The sequence below is a fragment of the Desulfosporosinus sp. FKA genome (assembly GCF_002196785.1).
Taxonomy (GTDB): Bacteria; Bacillota; Desulfitobacteriia; order Desulfitobacteriales; family Desulfitobacteriaceae; genus Desulfosporosinus; species Desulfosporosinus acididurans.
This window is the reverse complement of record NZ_NAHZ01000029.1, coordinates 114,313-130,618: the sequence shown is the minus strand read 5'-3', so window position 1 is coordinate 130,618 and position 16,306 is coordinate 114,313. Positions and strand designations below refer to the sequence as shown.

The following is a 16,306-nucleotide window of genomic DNA, read 5'->3' as shown; positions in this document are numbered from 1 at the left end:
TACTATTTTATACCATTATTTCTTATAACTCTATACCTACATGAACTACCCTTAAAATCAGGTCAACCCGAGGAACTCATGCTGTTCCTCAGGTTGATTCGATTACCTAATGGTCCTAATTTCCATTCAGTTAGATTAGAGGGTAAGCAGCTTATCTCCTTTGATCTCCTCAGCACTCCAAGCGATAACGGCAAAATTCCCCTTCGAATGTGTATCAACTTTGTTGATCCACTCGATCTCATTGCTAGCCTTAGCGGACAACAGTTGATTCGTTGTCCCGGTATGATACAGCGAGGAATTGATAACCCACCATTTGGTGGCTATATCCGCCCGTTGCAAATCCTCCTCCAGACGCATTGCTTCATACACGGGTGTAGCTTCCGCAAGAGTAACAATGATGACCTCGGTTTCGTCGGCATTACGCAATCGTGGCAGCAGCTTGACCACAGATTCGGGAATATCCCCTTGGGAACGTTGGATCTCCTTGTGGTAGCTCTGCGTGGAGTCCAGCAGCAAAAGCGTATGACCAGTCGGTGCCGTGTCGATGACAACGACTTGATCTTCTGCCTTTTCCACAATTTGAGCAAAAGCTCTGAATACGGCGATTTCCTGGGTACAAGGAGAGCGCAAATCCTCCTCGATATAGGCTATATCCTCTTCGGACATGGTTTCTCTGGCCTTGGCAAGCACTTCCTCTTGATATTTTTCCAATTCTGCCTGCTCATCAATATGACTCATAGTGATGCCGTAGGTCTCTTCGATCACAAATTTGAGATGTGCCGCAGGATCAGTAGTGGTAAGGTGTACCTTTTTACCCCTAGCGGACAATCCCATGGCAATGGCTGCTGCAATGGTCGTCTTACCCACTCCCCCCTTGCCCATGGTAAAGATGACCTTTTTATGGGTATGATGGAGATCCTCAATAACATCCTTAAGCTGAGGGATTGCCTGAGCCTGTAACCGTTCCTCGCGGACGATATAATTATCCTTAGTCAGCAAGGCTCTTACATTCTCCATACCTGTAATGTTATACGCTCTGAGCGGCACGGTGAAAATAGTGAGGGATTGCAACCCCTGGGGCATATCGGCCAGCGCTTTCTGCTGCTTGTGATAGAGACTTTCAGAAATACGATCATCGTATGAGGTCAATACACCATTTAGGATCATTACCTGATTGTTGACACCAATATCCGCCAGCTCTTTCGACGCTCGTTCAGCTTCTTTAAGAGGTGCTGTTTCAGGACGGGATACAAGAATGAGGGTCGTCAGATTGCCGTCGGCTAAGGTTTCCACTGCCTTTTTATAAATCTCTTTTTTGTCTTCCAAACCGGAAAGCTGTCCTAAACAGGAGGCACCATGGGTGCTTTCACTGATAAAATTGCTCCAGGCCGAAGGTAATTGAAGCATTCTGAGGGTATGCCCTGTTGGAGCGGTATCAAATATAACATGGTCGAAGTCTAATTGTGTTTTTTCATCCGTTATAAAGTTGGAAAACTCATTAAAAGCAGCAATTTCCACCGTACAAGAACCGGAAAGTTGTTCCTCCATATTGTTAAGCACCGCATCGGGCAGTTTACCGCGATACGGAGAGATGACACTTTCTCTGTATTCTGCTGCCGCCTGGAGGGGATCAAGGTTAGCTACGATGAGATTCGGTACTTCCTTAACGGGAACCCCTTTATTCGTCAACTCCGTCTCAAAAACATCCTGCAAGTTTGAAGCAGGATCCGTGCTGATGAGCAGCACCTTCTTCCCACTGTCGGCAAGATTCACGGCCGTTGCACAAGCGGTGGAGGTTTTCCCGACGCCCCCTTTGCCGGTATAAAATAAATACTTTGTCAGCGTAATTTTCTGTGGATTGAAAATCTGCATTGTTTGTCACCCTCATTTCCGGAACTCACGATTTGAATTTACTGAATCAGCAGTTCCCGTCCGAACAACCACATCCTGAGGTTTTAGGAAGAATTGTAAACGTCTCGTCTTTTTCTTTCTCACTTAGTAAGGAAATTGGAATGTTGAGAAGCTTTGCGAACTCTTCATTACTGGGGTATCGGCCTGTAATCAAAATTTCCCCATCTAAGACCGTAGCCGGCAGTTGCTCAACCCCTTTAGTTTGGAGAAGGTCATTCACTGCCTTATTGTTGACAAATTCCATCGGTGCATTCGTAAGATTGAAACGGTCAACTTCAACGCCGTTTTTCTTCAATGAATTAAGAACGGTAGAAATCCGAAGCAATTCCGTGTCAACCCCTACACCACAGAGTCCGGTGGAACAACACATAGCAGGTTCAAATATTTGCATCTTTTTCATATCATTCGCTCCCCGTTTTAATTTATAGGACGGTTCAAATTTTTAACTAACGATTCAATGCATGATCCTATATTTTGTGTCATTCCTCTTATGTTTATTGCAAATCATGCACTAAAAATCGTATTACTAAGTAGGACATCCTTTAGACATCATAATCTTTTTTTCGTCCTCTTCTGACTTGGGCAACATAGGAATAAGCGGAGCCAGCAGAGAATTTTCCATATTCAGCGTATAATAGATCCATTGCCCTCCACGGCGTTCATTCACAAATCCCGCTTTATGCAGGCGTCTCATTTGTTGGGATACCCCAGGCTGGCTTATACTTAAGACTTCCGTCAAATCGCAAACGCGTAGTTCCCGACCTTGCAGTAGCACTAAAATTCTCAACCGTGTTTTATCTCCCAAAACCTTGAATCTTTCAACCATTGCATCAATACGCGGTTCATAAGCCAAAAGTCTCGACCCCCTCCCTTATCTATAACTCATTAATTATATAAGCATATTATTATATGTTAAAGTCTTTTGCAAGTAACTTTACCTTTAAGAATGTCCTTTATCCGCTTCATCTTAAAATTTATCGTCAGGCAGCAATAGTTTTAGTGACTAAATGCCGTAATAGTGAACTTCACAAGTACTGAGAGACAATGGCAGCTCGTACTAATACTTTTAGACATAATTTTTGAAAAAAGGACACAAAACTCAAATTCCCACTCTAAAATCCTAAATAAAACATATAAAACGCTATGAGCAGAATTGAACTACCCAAGACAATTCTCAGTACAACGGTGAATGTACCATAGCGATGGGTTGCTGTCATGTTTTTTACAAATCCGATTGATGTTCCTGCAGCCAACACCAAGGTACTATGACCGATAGAATAGAATAATAACAAGACGATCCCCCATAGCAAACTTCCTCGTTCTGCCACAACTGCAAGAAGTGTAATCAGTACCGGCGTTGCACAGGGGGATGAAAAAACACCCCCTAATATTCCTGCTATAAAGGCTCCAATGTACCCCCTTCGAGTGTTCTTGGCAATGAGGAAAGTAGAAGGTACGAAATTATAAATCTCCCAGGTTTGCATAGCCATAAACACCATGAGAACTCCCAATAAAAGATACCACCAGGATGATGTTGTTCCCATCAGTTTCCCAACAAGTGACGATACTGTTCCCAAGATTGTAAACGTAACTGCTGAACCCGCCGCAAAAGTAAGTGAAAGCCAAAAGGCCCTTTTCGTGTTATTGTTTCCAGTGCCGCCTACATAGCCTATGACAAGTGGAACACTTGATAAAGCGCAAGGGGTCAGGGACGTCAGTACACCGGCAAGCAAAGCAAGCACTGGAGCTATCCACATATTTTGAAAAATAAGTGTTGAAAGAACATCAAGCCATTCCGTGATCATTCCACACCCATCTCCTTCAGAACAGCTCTAAGCTGTGCTTCCGTCATACCTCCTTGATGTGCAGTATAAATATGTTTATTGGTATCCTTCGTGGAATACATCATCATTTGCATGGCTTCCGGGTCTTTGGGCACAAAGGGATTGCCGTCTTTATCAAAGTAGAACTGCGTTGGGATTAAGTCTACCGGGAAATTATCAGCTGCATTTTTATTTTTCCAAACGTCTACGAACTTTATAATAGCCTTGCCTTGCATCTCCTTATTAAGTTTCTTAAGTACGGGTGCCATTTCTTTGCAAGGAACACAGGAATCTGCACCAAAATCAATCACAATCGGTAATCCGTAAGATTTTAGCTGCTTTAGATCTATTGATGTTGCTTCAAGAGCGAATTCATCATTTGTATCTGCCACAAGCTTCTGTTCGCTACTTTTTAAGATAAAAATTCCCGCTATTACTCCGATAATAAGGAGAGGAACAATAAATTTGAGGACAAATTTGGTTTTATTGTCTTTATAATTCATTAAACTTTCCAACCTCCCACGTTTTTTACCGATACAACCTTCGGTGTCTGAGATAATATCATTAAATGACTTTTGCGGAGTCTTGGCGAAAGCAAAGCCGCTGGTAAAAGTCGAACCCCGAAACAAGCTGTTTCAGGGTTTGCAGAGAATATAAAGTGGATTCAAGGATAAAAAATAATGTACCGGTATCGTTTAACCATTAATACGTTAGGTGATCACGACGAAATAAACTCATTGTGTATTTGAGCCGCTTGATGTACCTGCGCTTGGCACTGTATTATAACCCCAAAAACCGCCATGCATACCTCTGCCGCCGCCCATGCCACCGTGCATTCCCATTCCTCCGGAAACAAAAGTACCTTTCTTAAGGGCATCTTCTTGCACCTTTATTTGGGCTTGCATGGCATCAGTCCAGGCTTTAACCTGATCATCCGTCATAGGTTGACCGTTATTATACATCATGCCGCCACGCATCCCCCCCATGCCCGGGCCAAAAACCTGACCACTCGCTATTGCTTGGGTACTGTATTGCTGGCGCAGGTCAATAGAGCTCTTCATAGCGTCAGCCTGTGCTTGAGTAATGATACCAGCCTCAACTTCTTTGTCAGCTATTTGCTTTTGAATTCCGAACACTTGCTGGGTTAAGCTTTTGATCTCATCAAGCTTTGATGAATCTGTGGCAGCAAACGCTGCCGTGGCTCCTCCAACCAATAACACAACACTTAGCACCCCTATGGCGAGTTTCTTTTTCATACAGTAATACCTCCTTCGTAAATCGACCTCAATTTATTTTTCACCGGTACAATAGTATCTTAACCAGCAATCGTGTCAAAACTGTTACATTTTCAAACTACGTGAAAAATATATGAGTGTTCAATATTTAAGAAGGAGGTTTGATAAAAGGAAGCATTAAAATCGAAATATTACAAGCAATTCAGTTGCCTATAGTAGATGAAAGAATTATAATCGAAAACCATTGTTAATACTAATTTTCATTTTTCCCTTCCCTAATTCTTGCTCGACCAAAAGAAGATGTTGTATTGGAGGCAAAGGCTCGCCATCCTCAATAATCTTATCAATGAAATATAGGCAGTCGGATTTCTCCTCATCTGAATTGCTCACCGTCTTGTATTTAAAACAGCTTATTAGGTCGTTGCTTGCCTCAATACCCAACCCACAATTACGACAAGTTTTCATGTTCTCACACCCTCCTACTATTTTCCAATCCAAGTCATCATCTTCTCTCTAATCAAGCACAATGTTAGCTACGGGTTAAGGCTAAATTAAAGATCCCTCTGGAATAGAACAATAAGTAAATCTATACAGGATGTTTTTTAATCTAAATCTCTGTTTCACTGAGCCATAGGGCTACATCTTTAATAATAAGCGCCTGATTTTCAGATTGACCATCCATCTTTATCAGACGCTCAATCATCCTGTCTTTCTTAAAAGAGCATCCTTTAAGGCCTTTTCCTATATCTCTGATTAAGCGCTCTTCAATGGCATCAGAAAAAACTTGCACTGAATCAATGCGGCCGTTTTTTAAACAAAACCCTAATTCCATTTCTCCCCAAGCAAAGCGGCGACAAATAGAAATGTCAAACTTCGGAGTGTTGCCAAACCGCCATTCCCAAGAGGAATACTTCCTAACCAACGGTTCAATATTGAAGTCATTGCGGTCCACAGCTATTTCTTGGGCGCTTCCCCGGTAATTATGAAAAAAGCTCTCTTTCATGCTTTGGGTCACATCGGATAAAGTGATAGCTCTTTTAACTTCCACTAAATTCACCACTCGGGACCGAACAGAATCAACCCCTTTGGAAATTATTTTTTCAGGGGATACCTGTAGGTAACGACTAAGTTTCGTCAAATCGCTGTTAATTAGGATCGTGCCATGATGCAAAGCCCTGTCGTGATTAAAATAGTAAGCGTTACCGGAAAACTTTTTTTCCTCAATCACCAAATCGTTACGCCCAGAAAACTCGGCCTTTATTCCAAGTTTTGTTACTGCCTGTAAAATTACAGTTAGCTGTTTTGATAAGTCATAATGCTTTTTATTCATAATAAAGGTGAAGTTCAGATTGCCCAAATCATGGAAGACCGCACCACCTCCAGATAAACGCCGGGCTAGTTTTCCGCCCTCTTGTTCCAAATCAAGATGCCGACACTCTTTCCAGGCGTTCTGATTTCTACCAATGACCACCGTGTTGTCATTTTGCCATAAATAAAGGATAACTTCATCCTCGGCTATTTGTTTTAATAAATATTCTTCGATGGCCAAATTTACCCACGGATCATACGATAATGATTCAATGACACGAATTTGAAGCTGCGTAATCATAGTAGTTTCTCTTTCTATATCTTTTTACAAATTTCTGATCATTTCCTTTGTTTCATTAGGTTCCACGACATGATCCCGGATCAAGACAAAGCTTAAAAGCAGTGTAATAACCAGGGCAAGCCCGTTAATCAGGAAAAGGTTGTCGAGTCCGGCGGCGGCAATCACCCTTCCGCCAATTGCCGTACCGATACCGCCACCACCCATGAAGCAAAAGGCAACCAAGGACATGGCTGCACCCCTAGCCTTCTGGGCAAACTCTGTAGCTCTTGTGAGAAGGGTAGAATGCGTAAAGATGAAACCAAGTCCCAGCAAGGCAATACCTAAGATCAGCATCCCCAGAATATCCCCATACAAGTAGATAATGATATCCGCCACGGCTGCTGACACAAGCCCTAAGCTCAATACTTTGCGCGCCCCCATTTTAGCCGCTAATTTACCGCTCATTCTCCCGCCGATAACGGACATGATTCCGAAGGCCGTCATAATTAAACCAATATATAAATAGTTAAATCCATAGGTTTTAGCAATGTAAGCCCCTCCATATGAAAAGCTTCCCACAATAAATATCCCTTCCAGTAAAACAATGATATACGTAAACAAACTTCTACTGGTCCCCAACAGTTTCGCATACGGTGCAAAAATTTTGTTGCCGGGGTGTTTTTCCGAAGGCAGCGACTTGTAGTTTTTCATGAGCAGCAACGTTGGAATGATGGCCAGTAGAGCATAGATGCCAAAAACCCCTCTCCAATTAAGGAAGTAAGCAATTGTGCCTCCAATGGCCATACTGAGTCCTTGACCCAGAAAGGAAATTCCCATAAACGTTCCTATGGCGCCCTGTCTTTCCTGGATCGGGAACATGTCTCCGATCAAAGCTAAGGATATTGGCATGACCGAGGCAGCAAACACTCCCGTTAATGCTCTGTATATCGCTAGGTTAGTCAGACTCGAACCTAACGCACAAAGTCCAGTCGCAATCGTAAACATGATCATCGCCAACGTTATGACCTTTTTTTTCCCATAGCGATCTGCCAAGGGACCAAAGATAATCTGAAAAATTCCAAAGGGAATCATATAGGCTGTGATTAAAAGTCCGGCTTTTGAAATATCAAGCGTCAAATTTTGAGAAATGGCGGGCAATATCGGAGATACAACCCAATTGTCTGCCATAACGATAAAACCAGCTAAACCGAGCAACAGGATGATCCTGTTCCCATCCCTATTCATAGCGTTTCACCCCTCGATTCTTAATAATGATTCTCGTCTGTTCTTCTATGCTTAGTGGTTATTTATGATACTGCGAAACTTGATCTTGTTCATGGCATCCCCACATCCACTCCTTTAATATATTAGTAATTTATAATATATTAATTTTATTATACTTAAATTTTATAATACTTCAAGAGGTATATAGAAATAAAGAAATGCTTGGCTGGCGCAGGCGGCTGCCAAGTTACACTTATGCATAATAGAACAAAACCTTGCTCTTCCTCCTTACCAAGTTAGAGTCTGCCCTTTCGGTTACCTTATATTTTGTACATAAATTTTTAGTGACTCTTGCATAGAAAGACAGAAAAGAATAAAATTAATATTATTATATTATAAATTTATCATATTATTATTTCGTAATAAACTTCTGTGTTACATATTTATTGTTAACGTCTAAACAAACTGATTCAAGGAGTGAAAAATAATGAAAAGATGGCGCTTAGGAACTCAGGTAACCGCCCTTATAGTACTCATGGCTTTAGCCGCTGGAGTGGTCGGCATAATTGGAGTTTTTGAAATGTCTCAAATGCAAAATACCTTCACAAAGCTCCAACAACAAGGGATACTTCCGGTGAATACCCTTTCCGATCTACGCTATCATTTGCAAGCCTATCGTTTCATCTCCAGTGTTCTCGTGGTCCTCGATATCATTGGCAGCCTCTTAATCGGAATCTTCCTTAGCCGGGCGTTAACGAAAATGTTGAGTTCTCTTATCCTTACTGCCAATAAAATCAGCGCTGGTGATATAACCCAAAGGAAACAAGCCCTCTGGAGACCTTGGAACCGAGAGGGAGAAGAGATTCAACAGGCCTTTCGTGGGATGATACAGTCGTTACGCACAACGATCGGGAGTGTCGGTGAATCGGGAGAGCAGCTTAAAAGTACCGCCGAACAGATTCGTCTTGGAGCCGAACAGTCATCCCTGGCGGCGGAACAAGTTGCAGTCACCACAAGCACCATTGCTGGGGATACTCAGCTTCAGTTAAATCACATGGCCGAAAACCAGGAACGAATGCGAAGGGTGGTTGAGGAATTGTCCCAAGCTGAAGCGCAGGCAGAACAAGTCAGTTACTCTTCCAATCGTTCAGTGGACCTATCCAAAGCAGGAAGTGAATCTCTACAAAATGTCGTTACTCAAATGGAGGCTATTGAATTACAAGTGAATAGTCTCAGCGAAGTCATTGGACAAGTTGACGACAAATCTGAGCGGATTGCCCAGACGGTTGAAATTATTAACAACATAGCGCAACAAACAAACCTGCTGGCTTTAAACGCAGCCATCGAAGCAGCGCGGGCAGGCGAACATGGCCGTGGATTTGCAGTTGTGGCTGAAGAAGTACGAAAATTAGCTGAGCAGGTTCAACAGAGCCTTGGGGACATCACGGCGCGTATACAAGAAATGCAGCATGCCTCGCAGAGGGCACATTTGGAGATGGAGGCTAGTGTCCGGAGCGTCAATCAAGGCGGGACATACTTAAGAGGAATTTTTACTCAATTTGAGACTATCCAGTCTTCTGTCGAAGATAGTGCAGTTTTAGCGCAAGCAATTGAATCCTCTGTGCGTCGAATTCAAGTCGAGGGACAAAACATGAGGACTAGTACCAAGAAAATCGTGATGGAAGCTGAAAGAATTTCAACGGGCACACAAACAGCGGCCGCTGCTGCAGAGGAACAAAATGCTACTGCTGCCTCCTTATTTACTTCGGCAGAGAACCTTGATAAACTGGCTAAGGATCTTCAAAATAGTATTGCATCCTTCAAACTTTAGAAAATTGCATTATGGTTTTAACGCATTTTTTATATAAATGAACCCTCAATCGATTACCGGGTAATGAACGATTGAGGGTTCATAATTATATTTTAGTAATTTACAGCAGAAAGTTATTTCTCACCCCCAAAGACAATCTCCGTAGGAAGGCGCATTATCCCTGGTACAAAGAGACGTGCCCTAAGCACGTCTCCCAAAGGACTATTTTCGCTGTTCTTAATCTATTCCCTATGACTATTGCTATCAATAACCGCAGCTGCATGTAGTCTTAGGACCGCCACCATTATCTCCATAATACCGAATCGCTTCTGCCGGGCATAATGCCTGACACCCTGTACAATGATCAATACATCCCTCCGGATAGATGACAATTGGTTTCGTACTCTCTTTGTCATAGACACCATGTGAGCATTTATTAATACAAGACCCACATTCAATACAATTATCATAATTAATAATTGGATACCAACTCGTCGTCATTTTAGCCTCTCCCTATAATGCAATTTCTTTTTTACTTTGTCCCACAGCCGCAACCACAGCCTCCGGAAGGACCACTACCTACCATGGCCAGGCCTTTAGCCTCCAGGTCTCTTTGCGCAGCCCTCAGTACTTCATCAAACTTCACCGTTATCTCGCTGACCACCTTCTCAACCATTGCTGAGTGTTCATCCGTCAGGTTTCTGATGGACAAGGCTCCTGCTTCAGCTACTTCTTTTCCGATAAGATCTGAAACATCAATTACGGCGCTTACCTTGCCACTATATTTCTCAGTAGCCCTTTTGGCACAAGCTTTAGAGCAGCCATCCACGGAAATCGTCGGGAACTTTTCGGCAAATCCCCGTTCTTCCACCCCCCCTGCCAGAAATAGCGGCAGACATATTGTCACTGTCGTATCCGGCCGAATTTCGTCCAGCATTTTCCGAGTAGCAAGTCGAGAGATAGTCCCTCCCAAACAGTCCTCGCCGCTGCAGGATACTACTCCGACTTTCACCATATTTATAGACATTATTAACCCTCCTTGCTCAACAGTTTAACTTTTTCAGCAATTTCGCCGGCTATTTCATCCACAACCAGCCAGCCTTCTTCTGTGAGATCTGTCGCGGTTCCCGGCTTGGCTCCCTTGTGCTTGCGAAACGAATCGATAACCCTTACCTTTTCCGTGACGACACCACCTGCCAACTCAGCGTTTTTCGCCGCACACATGGCAGGACAGCCATCGAGCGTAATACACTTTTGCCCTTCGATCAATTCCTTAGCCTCTTGATCTCCTGTTACGATATAAGCAAGGCATACTGTGCTGGATTCCTGCGAGCACAGCTCCTGAACAACCTTCAAGGCACTTTCCCTCGCCACGAGACCGTAGACCTTGCCCATTCCGCTACAGGGGATTACTTTAATCCTCTCAGACATGAAATTCATCTACCTTTCTTTTTAAAATCGTGAAGTATCCCGCAAAATCAAGCAAAAGTTCTTTATCACTTTCCAAATCAGAGAGTTCGACTTCGGCGATCCAGCCCTTTTCATAAGGATTCGAATTAATAAGTTCTGGTGCGGCAGAAAGTTCTTCATTGACAGCGATGATCTTACCCGACACAGGGGAGACCACTTCGAAGACAGCTTTGCCCGATTCTACCGTGCCTAACTCTCCAAACTGCTCTATTTCGCTCCCAACAGTTGGCGGGGTAAAAAACATGATATCCGATAGGCTTTGCTGGACATAATCAGTAACCCCTATTCGAGCTTTATTACCGGATATATATACCCAACTGTCGTTTTCATTATATAAAAATCCGTCTTTGGGCACTCGGAAAATGAATTTATCCTTTTGATAAACTTCATAATCATGCGTTTCAGGGTAGACTATCTCACTTTCTGAAACCTTTTCTGTTTCTTTTACTTTTAGCAGTTCAGTTACAAGATCCTGAGCTAGTTTCAATTCCTTTTCCCTAAGCCTTAAGGAATCTCCCAGTTCAATTCCTCTGTTTTTGGCTTCCTCGTTTACCATAAGTTTTATGTTAACTTTTAACCCTTTTTCCGAAGCAAGCTTACTGGCACACCGTGTCTGACAACCGTCAATCACAAGCAATGGTTTCTCTTGAGCAATTTTAGTATATCTTGCATCAGCGATCCGATATAACACAGGGCAAATCATCTCGCAATCAGAATTCTCGACAATGTTTAACGCTATTTCTCGGGCGATACAGCCCGCTGCTTTGTCCAGACCATTGCAAGGTAAGACAGCAAAATTTTTACTCATCAGCTCCCATCCCCTTTCGAGTTTCCTTGATCTTCTTGGTTGTTTCCCCCTTGTTGGGGAAGGTTATGGCATCCACGCCACAGGTTTTTCCACATGCACGACAGAAGACAACGCAGTTGTCCGGATTTTTTACGATTAGCTTTTTCTCGTCAGTTTCTCGGATTTCGTATACTTGATGCGGACAAAATTTTACGCACTCCATACAATAATTACATTTGTCATAGTCAATAATAGGGCTCCAGTCGATGGTATTTCTCGGAACCCCCATAAACGTTTCTTCACTCATACTTACCCCTCCGCTTCGATTTGTTCTACCAATTCTTCCACCTTTTTGAACGCTGCTTCGTTGGTCATATCCCTTATGTCTAACATATAAGCGTCCTTTTCAATGTCCAAGCCTGCATCTTTAAATGCCTGTTTGAACATCTTTCGCTGCATATTCGGAGCACATGCACCAATGATGACCTTCCGGTGGGCTTTTAGGTAATCCGCCAAGAAACGGTCACCGTCTTCCTCGCATAACTGAGGATGGATAAATCCATATTCCACCGGCAGCTCGATTCTGACCTGATTGATGAAATCCCAGATGTCCATACTTTGAAAACCTGGGCATTTTCCTGTACATACGCACATAATAAATCCTGGTAATTCTTTTTCTGACATTTTTGTTCCTCCATTTATTGGAATGTGTAGGCTTCTATAAATAGAAACCAAAAACTAATGTTCATTGTCTAACTCCAACGGACTATTTATGAATGGCCCTGCCGATCGCATCCCCGCACGCTTCCATGACAGCTTCCGCTAAGGCTGGATGAGGATGAATCATGTCTGCCAAGACCTCTGCCTTAATTCCCAGACTGACTGCCAAGGTAATTTCGGAAAGCAGTTCAGAAGCATGAGGTCCTAGAATCCGAGCTCCTAAAATAACCCCAGTGCTCTCCTCCGTTATGATCTTAACGAACCCTTCCCGTTCTCCATGGCATAGGGCCCTGCCGTTATTACGGAAATCAAAACGTCCAACCTTGACTGAAATACCTTGTTCCTGAGCTTCTTGTTCGCTCAAGCCTACTGAAGCTACTTCTGGATTTGTATAGACGCAAGACGGCACAGCCTTATAATTTAGTCTGCTTTGAATACCCATTGCATTTTCAGCAGCAACTCGCCCTTCGGCAAAGGCTAAGTGCGCAAGTAAGCTGCCGCCGATGACATCACCGGCAGCATAAACTCCAGGGACATTAGTTTCCATCTGGTCATTTACCACGATGGAGTCTTTCGTTACCTCGATGCCAAGAGCTGTTATGTCGGGGGATACCCCTGCTAATTTTCTTCCCACGGCGACTAATACCATTTCTGAAGACAAGACAATTTCTTTCTCTTCTCCATTTGTGATAAAGGTCTCCAGTCCATTTTCAGAGTTAGAAATCTCTTGGACCTTGGCTTTAAGAATAAATTTGATTCCCTGCCTCTTCATGATTTTAAGGAGTTCCGTTGTTATTTCTTTGTCCTCGTTCGGAATGATTGTTTCTTGCGCTTCAACCACTGTTACCAAAGTGCCCATAGAGTGATAAAACGCGGCAAACTCCATGCCTATGGCCCCAGCTCCAATAATAGTAATGCTCTCCGGAATCTTCGTGAGCTCCAGGGCCTCATCGCTGGTGATAACTCCTGCCAGCTTTATGCCAGGTATACCTGGAATCAAGGGTTCAGAGCCAGTGGTGATAATTAGGTGGTTGCAGTTAACTGTCACTTCCTCTCCATCGGCAGTTTTAACCATCACCCTTTGTGCTGAGTCAATCTGGCCGTTTCCATTTAGAACTTCAACCCCATTCTTGGCAAGCAAATGCTCCACACCCATCCTAAGGCTTTTTACGACTCGATCCTTTCTAGCTCTGATCACATTAGCATCAATCGATGCGACCGTTGCTGCGATACCCAATTCCTTTGACTTGGTGAACAAGGATATGGCCTCAGCAGATTTAAGAAAAGCTTTTGTCGGTATACATCCCCGGTTGAGGCAAGTCCCTCCGACATCCCTTTCCTCAATAAGCGTCACTTTGGCACCAAGCTGAGCAGCCCGTATGGCTGCAACATATCCTGCAGGGCCACCGCCAAGAATGCAGATATCTGTGATTTGCTCCTTACTGTTGATTTGAAACGCCTCCCAAAGTTAGTTTATTATAAAATTATCATATTCTAATATTATTTTACTATTATTCGGTTAATATTTCACTAATTTTAATGTGATTTATTTCGACAAATGTAGCCAATATTTAAACAAAACAAAAGAAGCAAAGAGGTGCTTCATGCCCCTTTGCTTCTTTGTCATGATGAGTGGTTCGTTTATCAATCACCTATATCGTTAAACAAACTAAGTTCCAAGAATGACCTTCTTCTATCTCTAATTTCTCAATTATCAAATAAAATGAGTTTAATACTATTAACGGATAACTTAACAGCTTCTTCAATATAGTTTTTAATATCTTCAACGTTGAATATCCCTAAGGGATTGTCGTAGTTTCTTTTTCAAGGTTAAAATCATTTTTCAATTCATCAAATATATGCTTAAAAACATTCATATCAATTTCTTGAATAGAAAAATTGTCAAGAAAGAAACGTTATTTTCTAATTTGTAATATCTAAAAAGTATAGTTGTTAAACGATCATAGTCTTCATAATGGTGCCTATTAAACTCCAGCTTTTTGTAATATTTGTTAAACCATAATTGATCTGATAATAAATGACAATAGCTTCAATGAAGTCACGCCAACGTGCCTGGACGCTTCACAATGTCGTAAAGTGTCTCGAAGGAAAACACAGTGAGACTGAAAAAAGTCGGTTTAGAAAATAGTTGACGAATCGATGATCATATGCATAAGGAAATGCCCAATCAAGCTAATTTTAAGCCCGGAACTTTCATTTCCTTCAATTCCATAGCTATATTTCTGCAATAATTTCGCCAGTCTTGGATACATCATACCCCCCCATACCTTTCACTTCATCCTGAAACTCTATCGATCTAAGAACGGCCAGAAGCGTTTGGAAATTAGATTTTTCAAAATCCTCACGATGAAAGACAAGGTCATAGCGTTCTTGTTTCAGGGGTATAAACTGAACACCTGGCACCTGTAAGGCTGCCTTTTCCGTTCCAACTCCCACATCGGCAATACCTCTAGCTACGGCACTGGCTACAGCAATATGACTCATTTCTTCTCTTGGGTAACCTGTTATCAATCGAGGATCAACTTGCATATTTCTAAGCATCTCGTCAAGCAATACCCTTACACCCGACCCCTTTTCCCTGTTAATAAACGTTACTTCAGGATTGGTCAAATCTGTCCAATCTTTAATTCCTTTAGGATTTCCTGGTGCAACATAAAAACCTTGCATTCGGTATACCAGATTAATGATGACGGCTCGCTGCCCCGGAAGAAAACGCCTGACATAAGGAATGTTATATTCCCCTGTTTCTCCATCCCATAAGTGCGTTGCTGTAATATTGGCCGTTCCCCGGTATAACGCTAATAGACCGTCAATGCTTCCTACGTAAGAACGTAGTGACCGAAGCATAGGATTGCGTTTTTCCAAATGACGCGTCAAAAAGTCCAAAACTATATCTTGACCACAGATAATCAACCCTTGGTTTTCTAAAATCAGCTTTTCAACCGTAAAATGATTGTTAGAAGGTGTAGCTCGGTTTGTAGGATACGATGGATTCGTATATGCCTCCAAATCCGTCGGGCTGATCCTTACCTTTTTCCCGACATGGTAAGAGGGTATTTTTCCCTTCTTAAGTAAGTCGTACACAGTGCCTTTTGATATCTTTAATATTTTGGCAACTTCATCAGGTGTATAAAAAGAATGATCGGACATGCAAACACCTCATCAAAACTCTATTGATGTTAATTATAACATATGCTAGAATTCTAAGTAGCTTCATTTTGTATCATTTGGTGTCATTTCGTTTATTTTTATCATGTTTTGTTCAATCGTTAAAAATAAATGATAATGATTTTTGGAAGAAGTTATTACATAAGTTGTTTTCACTTTGACCACAATGCACGTGTAAGGCAGTCTTGTGAAGCTTTTAAAGATGTTCCGACTTAAAATACAGCTCAATGAACTAATTTAACAACTTAATAACGTCTACTCTCCGAGCCGATCAATCTAAAGAGAAATCCATGGTTAATCGGCCAGGGCTTTACGCCCTCAGGGTATGTCCAGAAATGGGCATGCCTTCACATTTTGAAAAGGAGGTGGTTGCATGGATTGACTTGGACAATTACATGACGACTCCATTTTCTTATGGGGTTTTTTTGTGATTTAGTTATAAAGGCATAATTTTTTCCGTAAAATTCAATTCTCAGAAAGAACAGTGATATTCCATCTAAATGCAGCTAGCGAATGGTTAATAAAGAAATAGACGGATATTAGCGAAGA

General features: G+C 42.2%; 18 protein-coding genes and 1 riboswitch. Of the genes, 1 reads left to right on the top strand and 17 read right to left on the bottom strand.

Annotated features, from left to right (window positions below):
• Positions 1–135 precede the first annotated feature (135 nt).
• From arsA to B5771_RS13400, 9 genes are all read right to left on the bottom strand, one after another.
• On the bottom strand, positions 136–1,872 hold the full coding sequence (gene arsA, locus B5771_RS13440) for an arsenical pump-driving ATPase (RefSeq protein ID WP_088187978.1): 1,737 nt from the start codon (positions 1,870–1,872) through the stop codon (positions 136–138).
• A gap of 46 nt (positions 1,873–1,918) precedes the next feature.
• Entirely contained in the window at positions 1,919–2,311 is a 393-nt protein-coding gene (gene arsD / locus B5771_RS13435; protein ID WP_088187977.1) for an arsenite efflux transporter metallochaperone ArsD, read from the bottom strand.
• A gap of 126 nt (positions 2,312–2,437) precedes the next feature.
• Entirely contained in the window at positions 2,438–2,764 is a 327-nt protein-coding gene (locus tag B5771_RS13430; protein WP_242966834.1) for a metalloregulator ArsR/SmtB family transcription factor, read from the bottom strand.
• A 259-nt stretch (positions 2,765–3,023) separates the two neighbouring features.
• On the bottom strand, positions 3,024–3,716 hold the full coding sequence (locus tag B5771_RS13425; protein ID WP_088187976.1) for a cytochrome c biogenesis protein CcdA: 693 nt from the start codon (positions 3,714–3,716) through the stop codon (positions 3,024–3,026).
• Entirely contained in the window at positions 3,713–4,237 is a 525-nt protein-coding gene (locus B5771_RS13420; RefSeq protein WP_088187975.1) for a thioredoxin family protein, read from the bottom strand. The genes B5771_RS13425 and B5771_RS13420 overlap by 4 nt, the downstream gene beginning before the upstream one ends.
• Before the next feature lie 231 nt (positions 4,238–4,468).
• Positions 4,469–4,990, bottom strand: a complete 522-nt coding sequence (locus tag B5771_RS13415) for a DUF2680 domain-containing protein (protein WP_088187974.1) — start codon at positions 4,988–4,990, stop codon at positions 4,469–4,471.
• Between the two features lie 207 nt (positions 4,991–5,197).
• Positions 5,198–5,434, bottom strand: a complete 237-nt coding sequence (locus B5771_RS13410; protein ID WP_088187973.1) for a hypothetical protein — start codon at positions 5,432–5,434, stop codon at positions 5,198–5,200.
• A 142-nt stretch (positions 5,435–5,576) separates the two neighbouring features.
• Positions 5,577–6,578: a lipoate--protein ligase gene (locus tag B5771_RS13405; protein WP_088187972.1), complete on the bottom strand. Its 1,002-nt coding sequence runs from the start codon at positions 6,576–6,578 to the stop codon at positions 5,577–5,579.
• A gap of 24 nt (positions 6,579–6,602) precedes the next feature.
• Positions 6,603–7,802, bottom strand: a complete 1,200-nt coding sequence (locus tag B5771_RS13400) for an MFS transporter (RefSeq protein WP_088187971.1) — start codon at positions 7,800–7,802, stop codon at positions 6,603–6,605.
• Between the two features lie 466 nt (positions 7,803–8,268).
• Here B5771_RS13400 and B5771_RS13395 point away from each other — a divergent pair, with 466 nt between their 5' ends.
• Positions 8,269–9,612 (top strand): methyl-accepting chemotaxis protein, encoded by a 1,344-nt coding sequence (locus B5771_RS13395; RefSeq protein WP_088187970.1) that lies wholly within the window; start codon positions 8,269–8,271, stop codon positions 9,610–9,612.
• A gap of 243 nt (positions 9,613–9,855) precedes the next feature.
• On the opposite strand, the gene B5771_RS13390 is transcribed toward B5771_RS13395, so the two are convergent.
• From B5771_RS13390 to B5771_RS13355, 8 genes are all read right to left on the bottom strand, one after another.
• A complete protein-coding gene (locus B5771_RS13390) occupies positions 9,856–10,092 on the bottom strand; it encodes a 4Fe-4S dicluster domain-containing protein (protein ID WP_088187969.1) in 237 nt (78 codons plus the stop codon).
• 31 nt (positions 10,093–10,123) lie between these two features.
• The gene (locus tag B5771_RS13385) at positions 10,124–10,618 is read right to left on the bottom strand and encodes a putative zinc-binding protein (RefSeq protein ID WP_348982949.1); all 495 of its coding nucleotides are present in this window, start codon (positions 10,616–10,618) and stop codon (positions 10,124–10,126) included.
• A gap of 2 nt (positions 10,619–10,620) precedes the next feature.
• Entirely contained in the window at positions 10,621–11,022 is a 402-nt protein-coding gene (locus B5771_RS13380) for a putative zinc-binding protein (RefSeq protein WP_242966833.1), read from the bottom strand.
• Positions 11,015–11,869, bottom strand: coding sequence for a glycine cleavage system protein GcvH (gcvH, locus tag B5771_RS13375; RefSeq protein WP_088187967.1), 855 nt, complete (start codon positions 11,867–11,869; stop codon positions 11,015–11,017). Before gcvH ends, B5771_RS13380 begins: the two co-directional genes overlap by 8 nt.
• Positions 11,862–12,155, bottom strand: a complete 294-nt coding sequence (locus tag B5771_RS13370) for a ferredoxin family protein (protein ID WP_088187966.1) — start codon at positions 12,153–12,155, stop codon at positions 11,862–11,864. Before B5771_RS13370 ends, gcvH begins: the two co-directional genes overlap by 8 nt.
• A gap of 2 nt (positions 12,156–12,157) precedes the next feature.
• On the bottom strand, positions 12,158–12,532 hold the full coding sequence (locus B5771_RS13365) for a hypothetical protein (protein WP_088187965.1): 375 nt from the start codon (positions 12,530–12,532) through the stop codon (positions 12,158–12,160).
• Between the two features lie 82 nt (positions 12,533–12,614).
• Positions 12,615–13,985 carry a dihydrolipoyl dehydrogenase gene (gene lpdA / locus B5771_RS13360; protein ID WP_242966843.1) on the bottom strand — a complete coding sequence of 457 codons (1,371 nt, stop codon included), beginning with the start codon at positions 13,983–13,985 and terminating at the stop codon, positions 12,615–12,617.
• An 818-nt stretch (positions 13,986–14,803) separates the two neighbouring features.
• Positions 14,804–15,739 (bottom strand): helix-turn-helix transcriptional regulator, encoded by a 936-nt coding sequence (locus B5771_RS13355; RefSeq protein WP_088187963.1) that lies wholly within the window; start codon positions 15,737–15,739, stop codon positions 14,804–14,806.
• Between the two features lie 266 nt (positions 15,740–16,005).
• Positions 16,006–16,139: riboswitch (molybdenum cofactor riboswitch) on the top strand.
• Positions 16,140–16,306 lie beyond the last annotated feature (167 nt).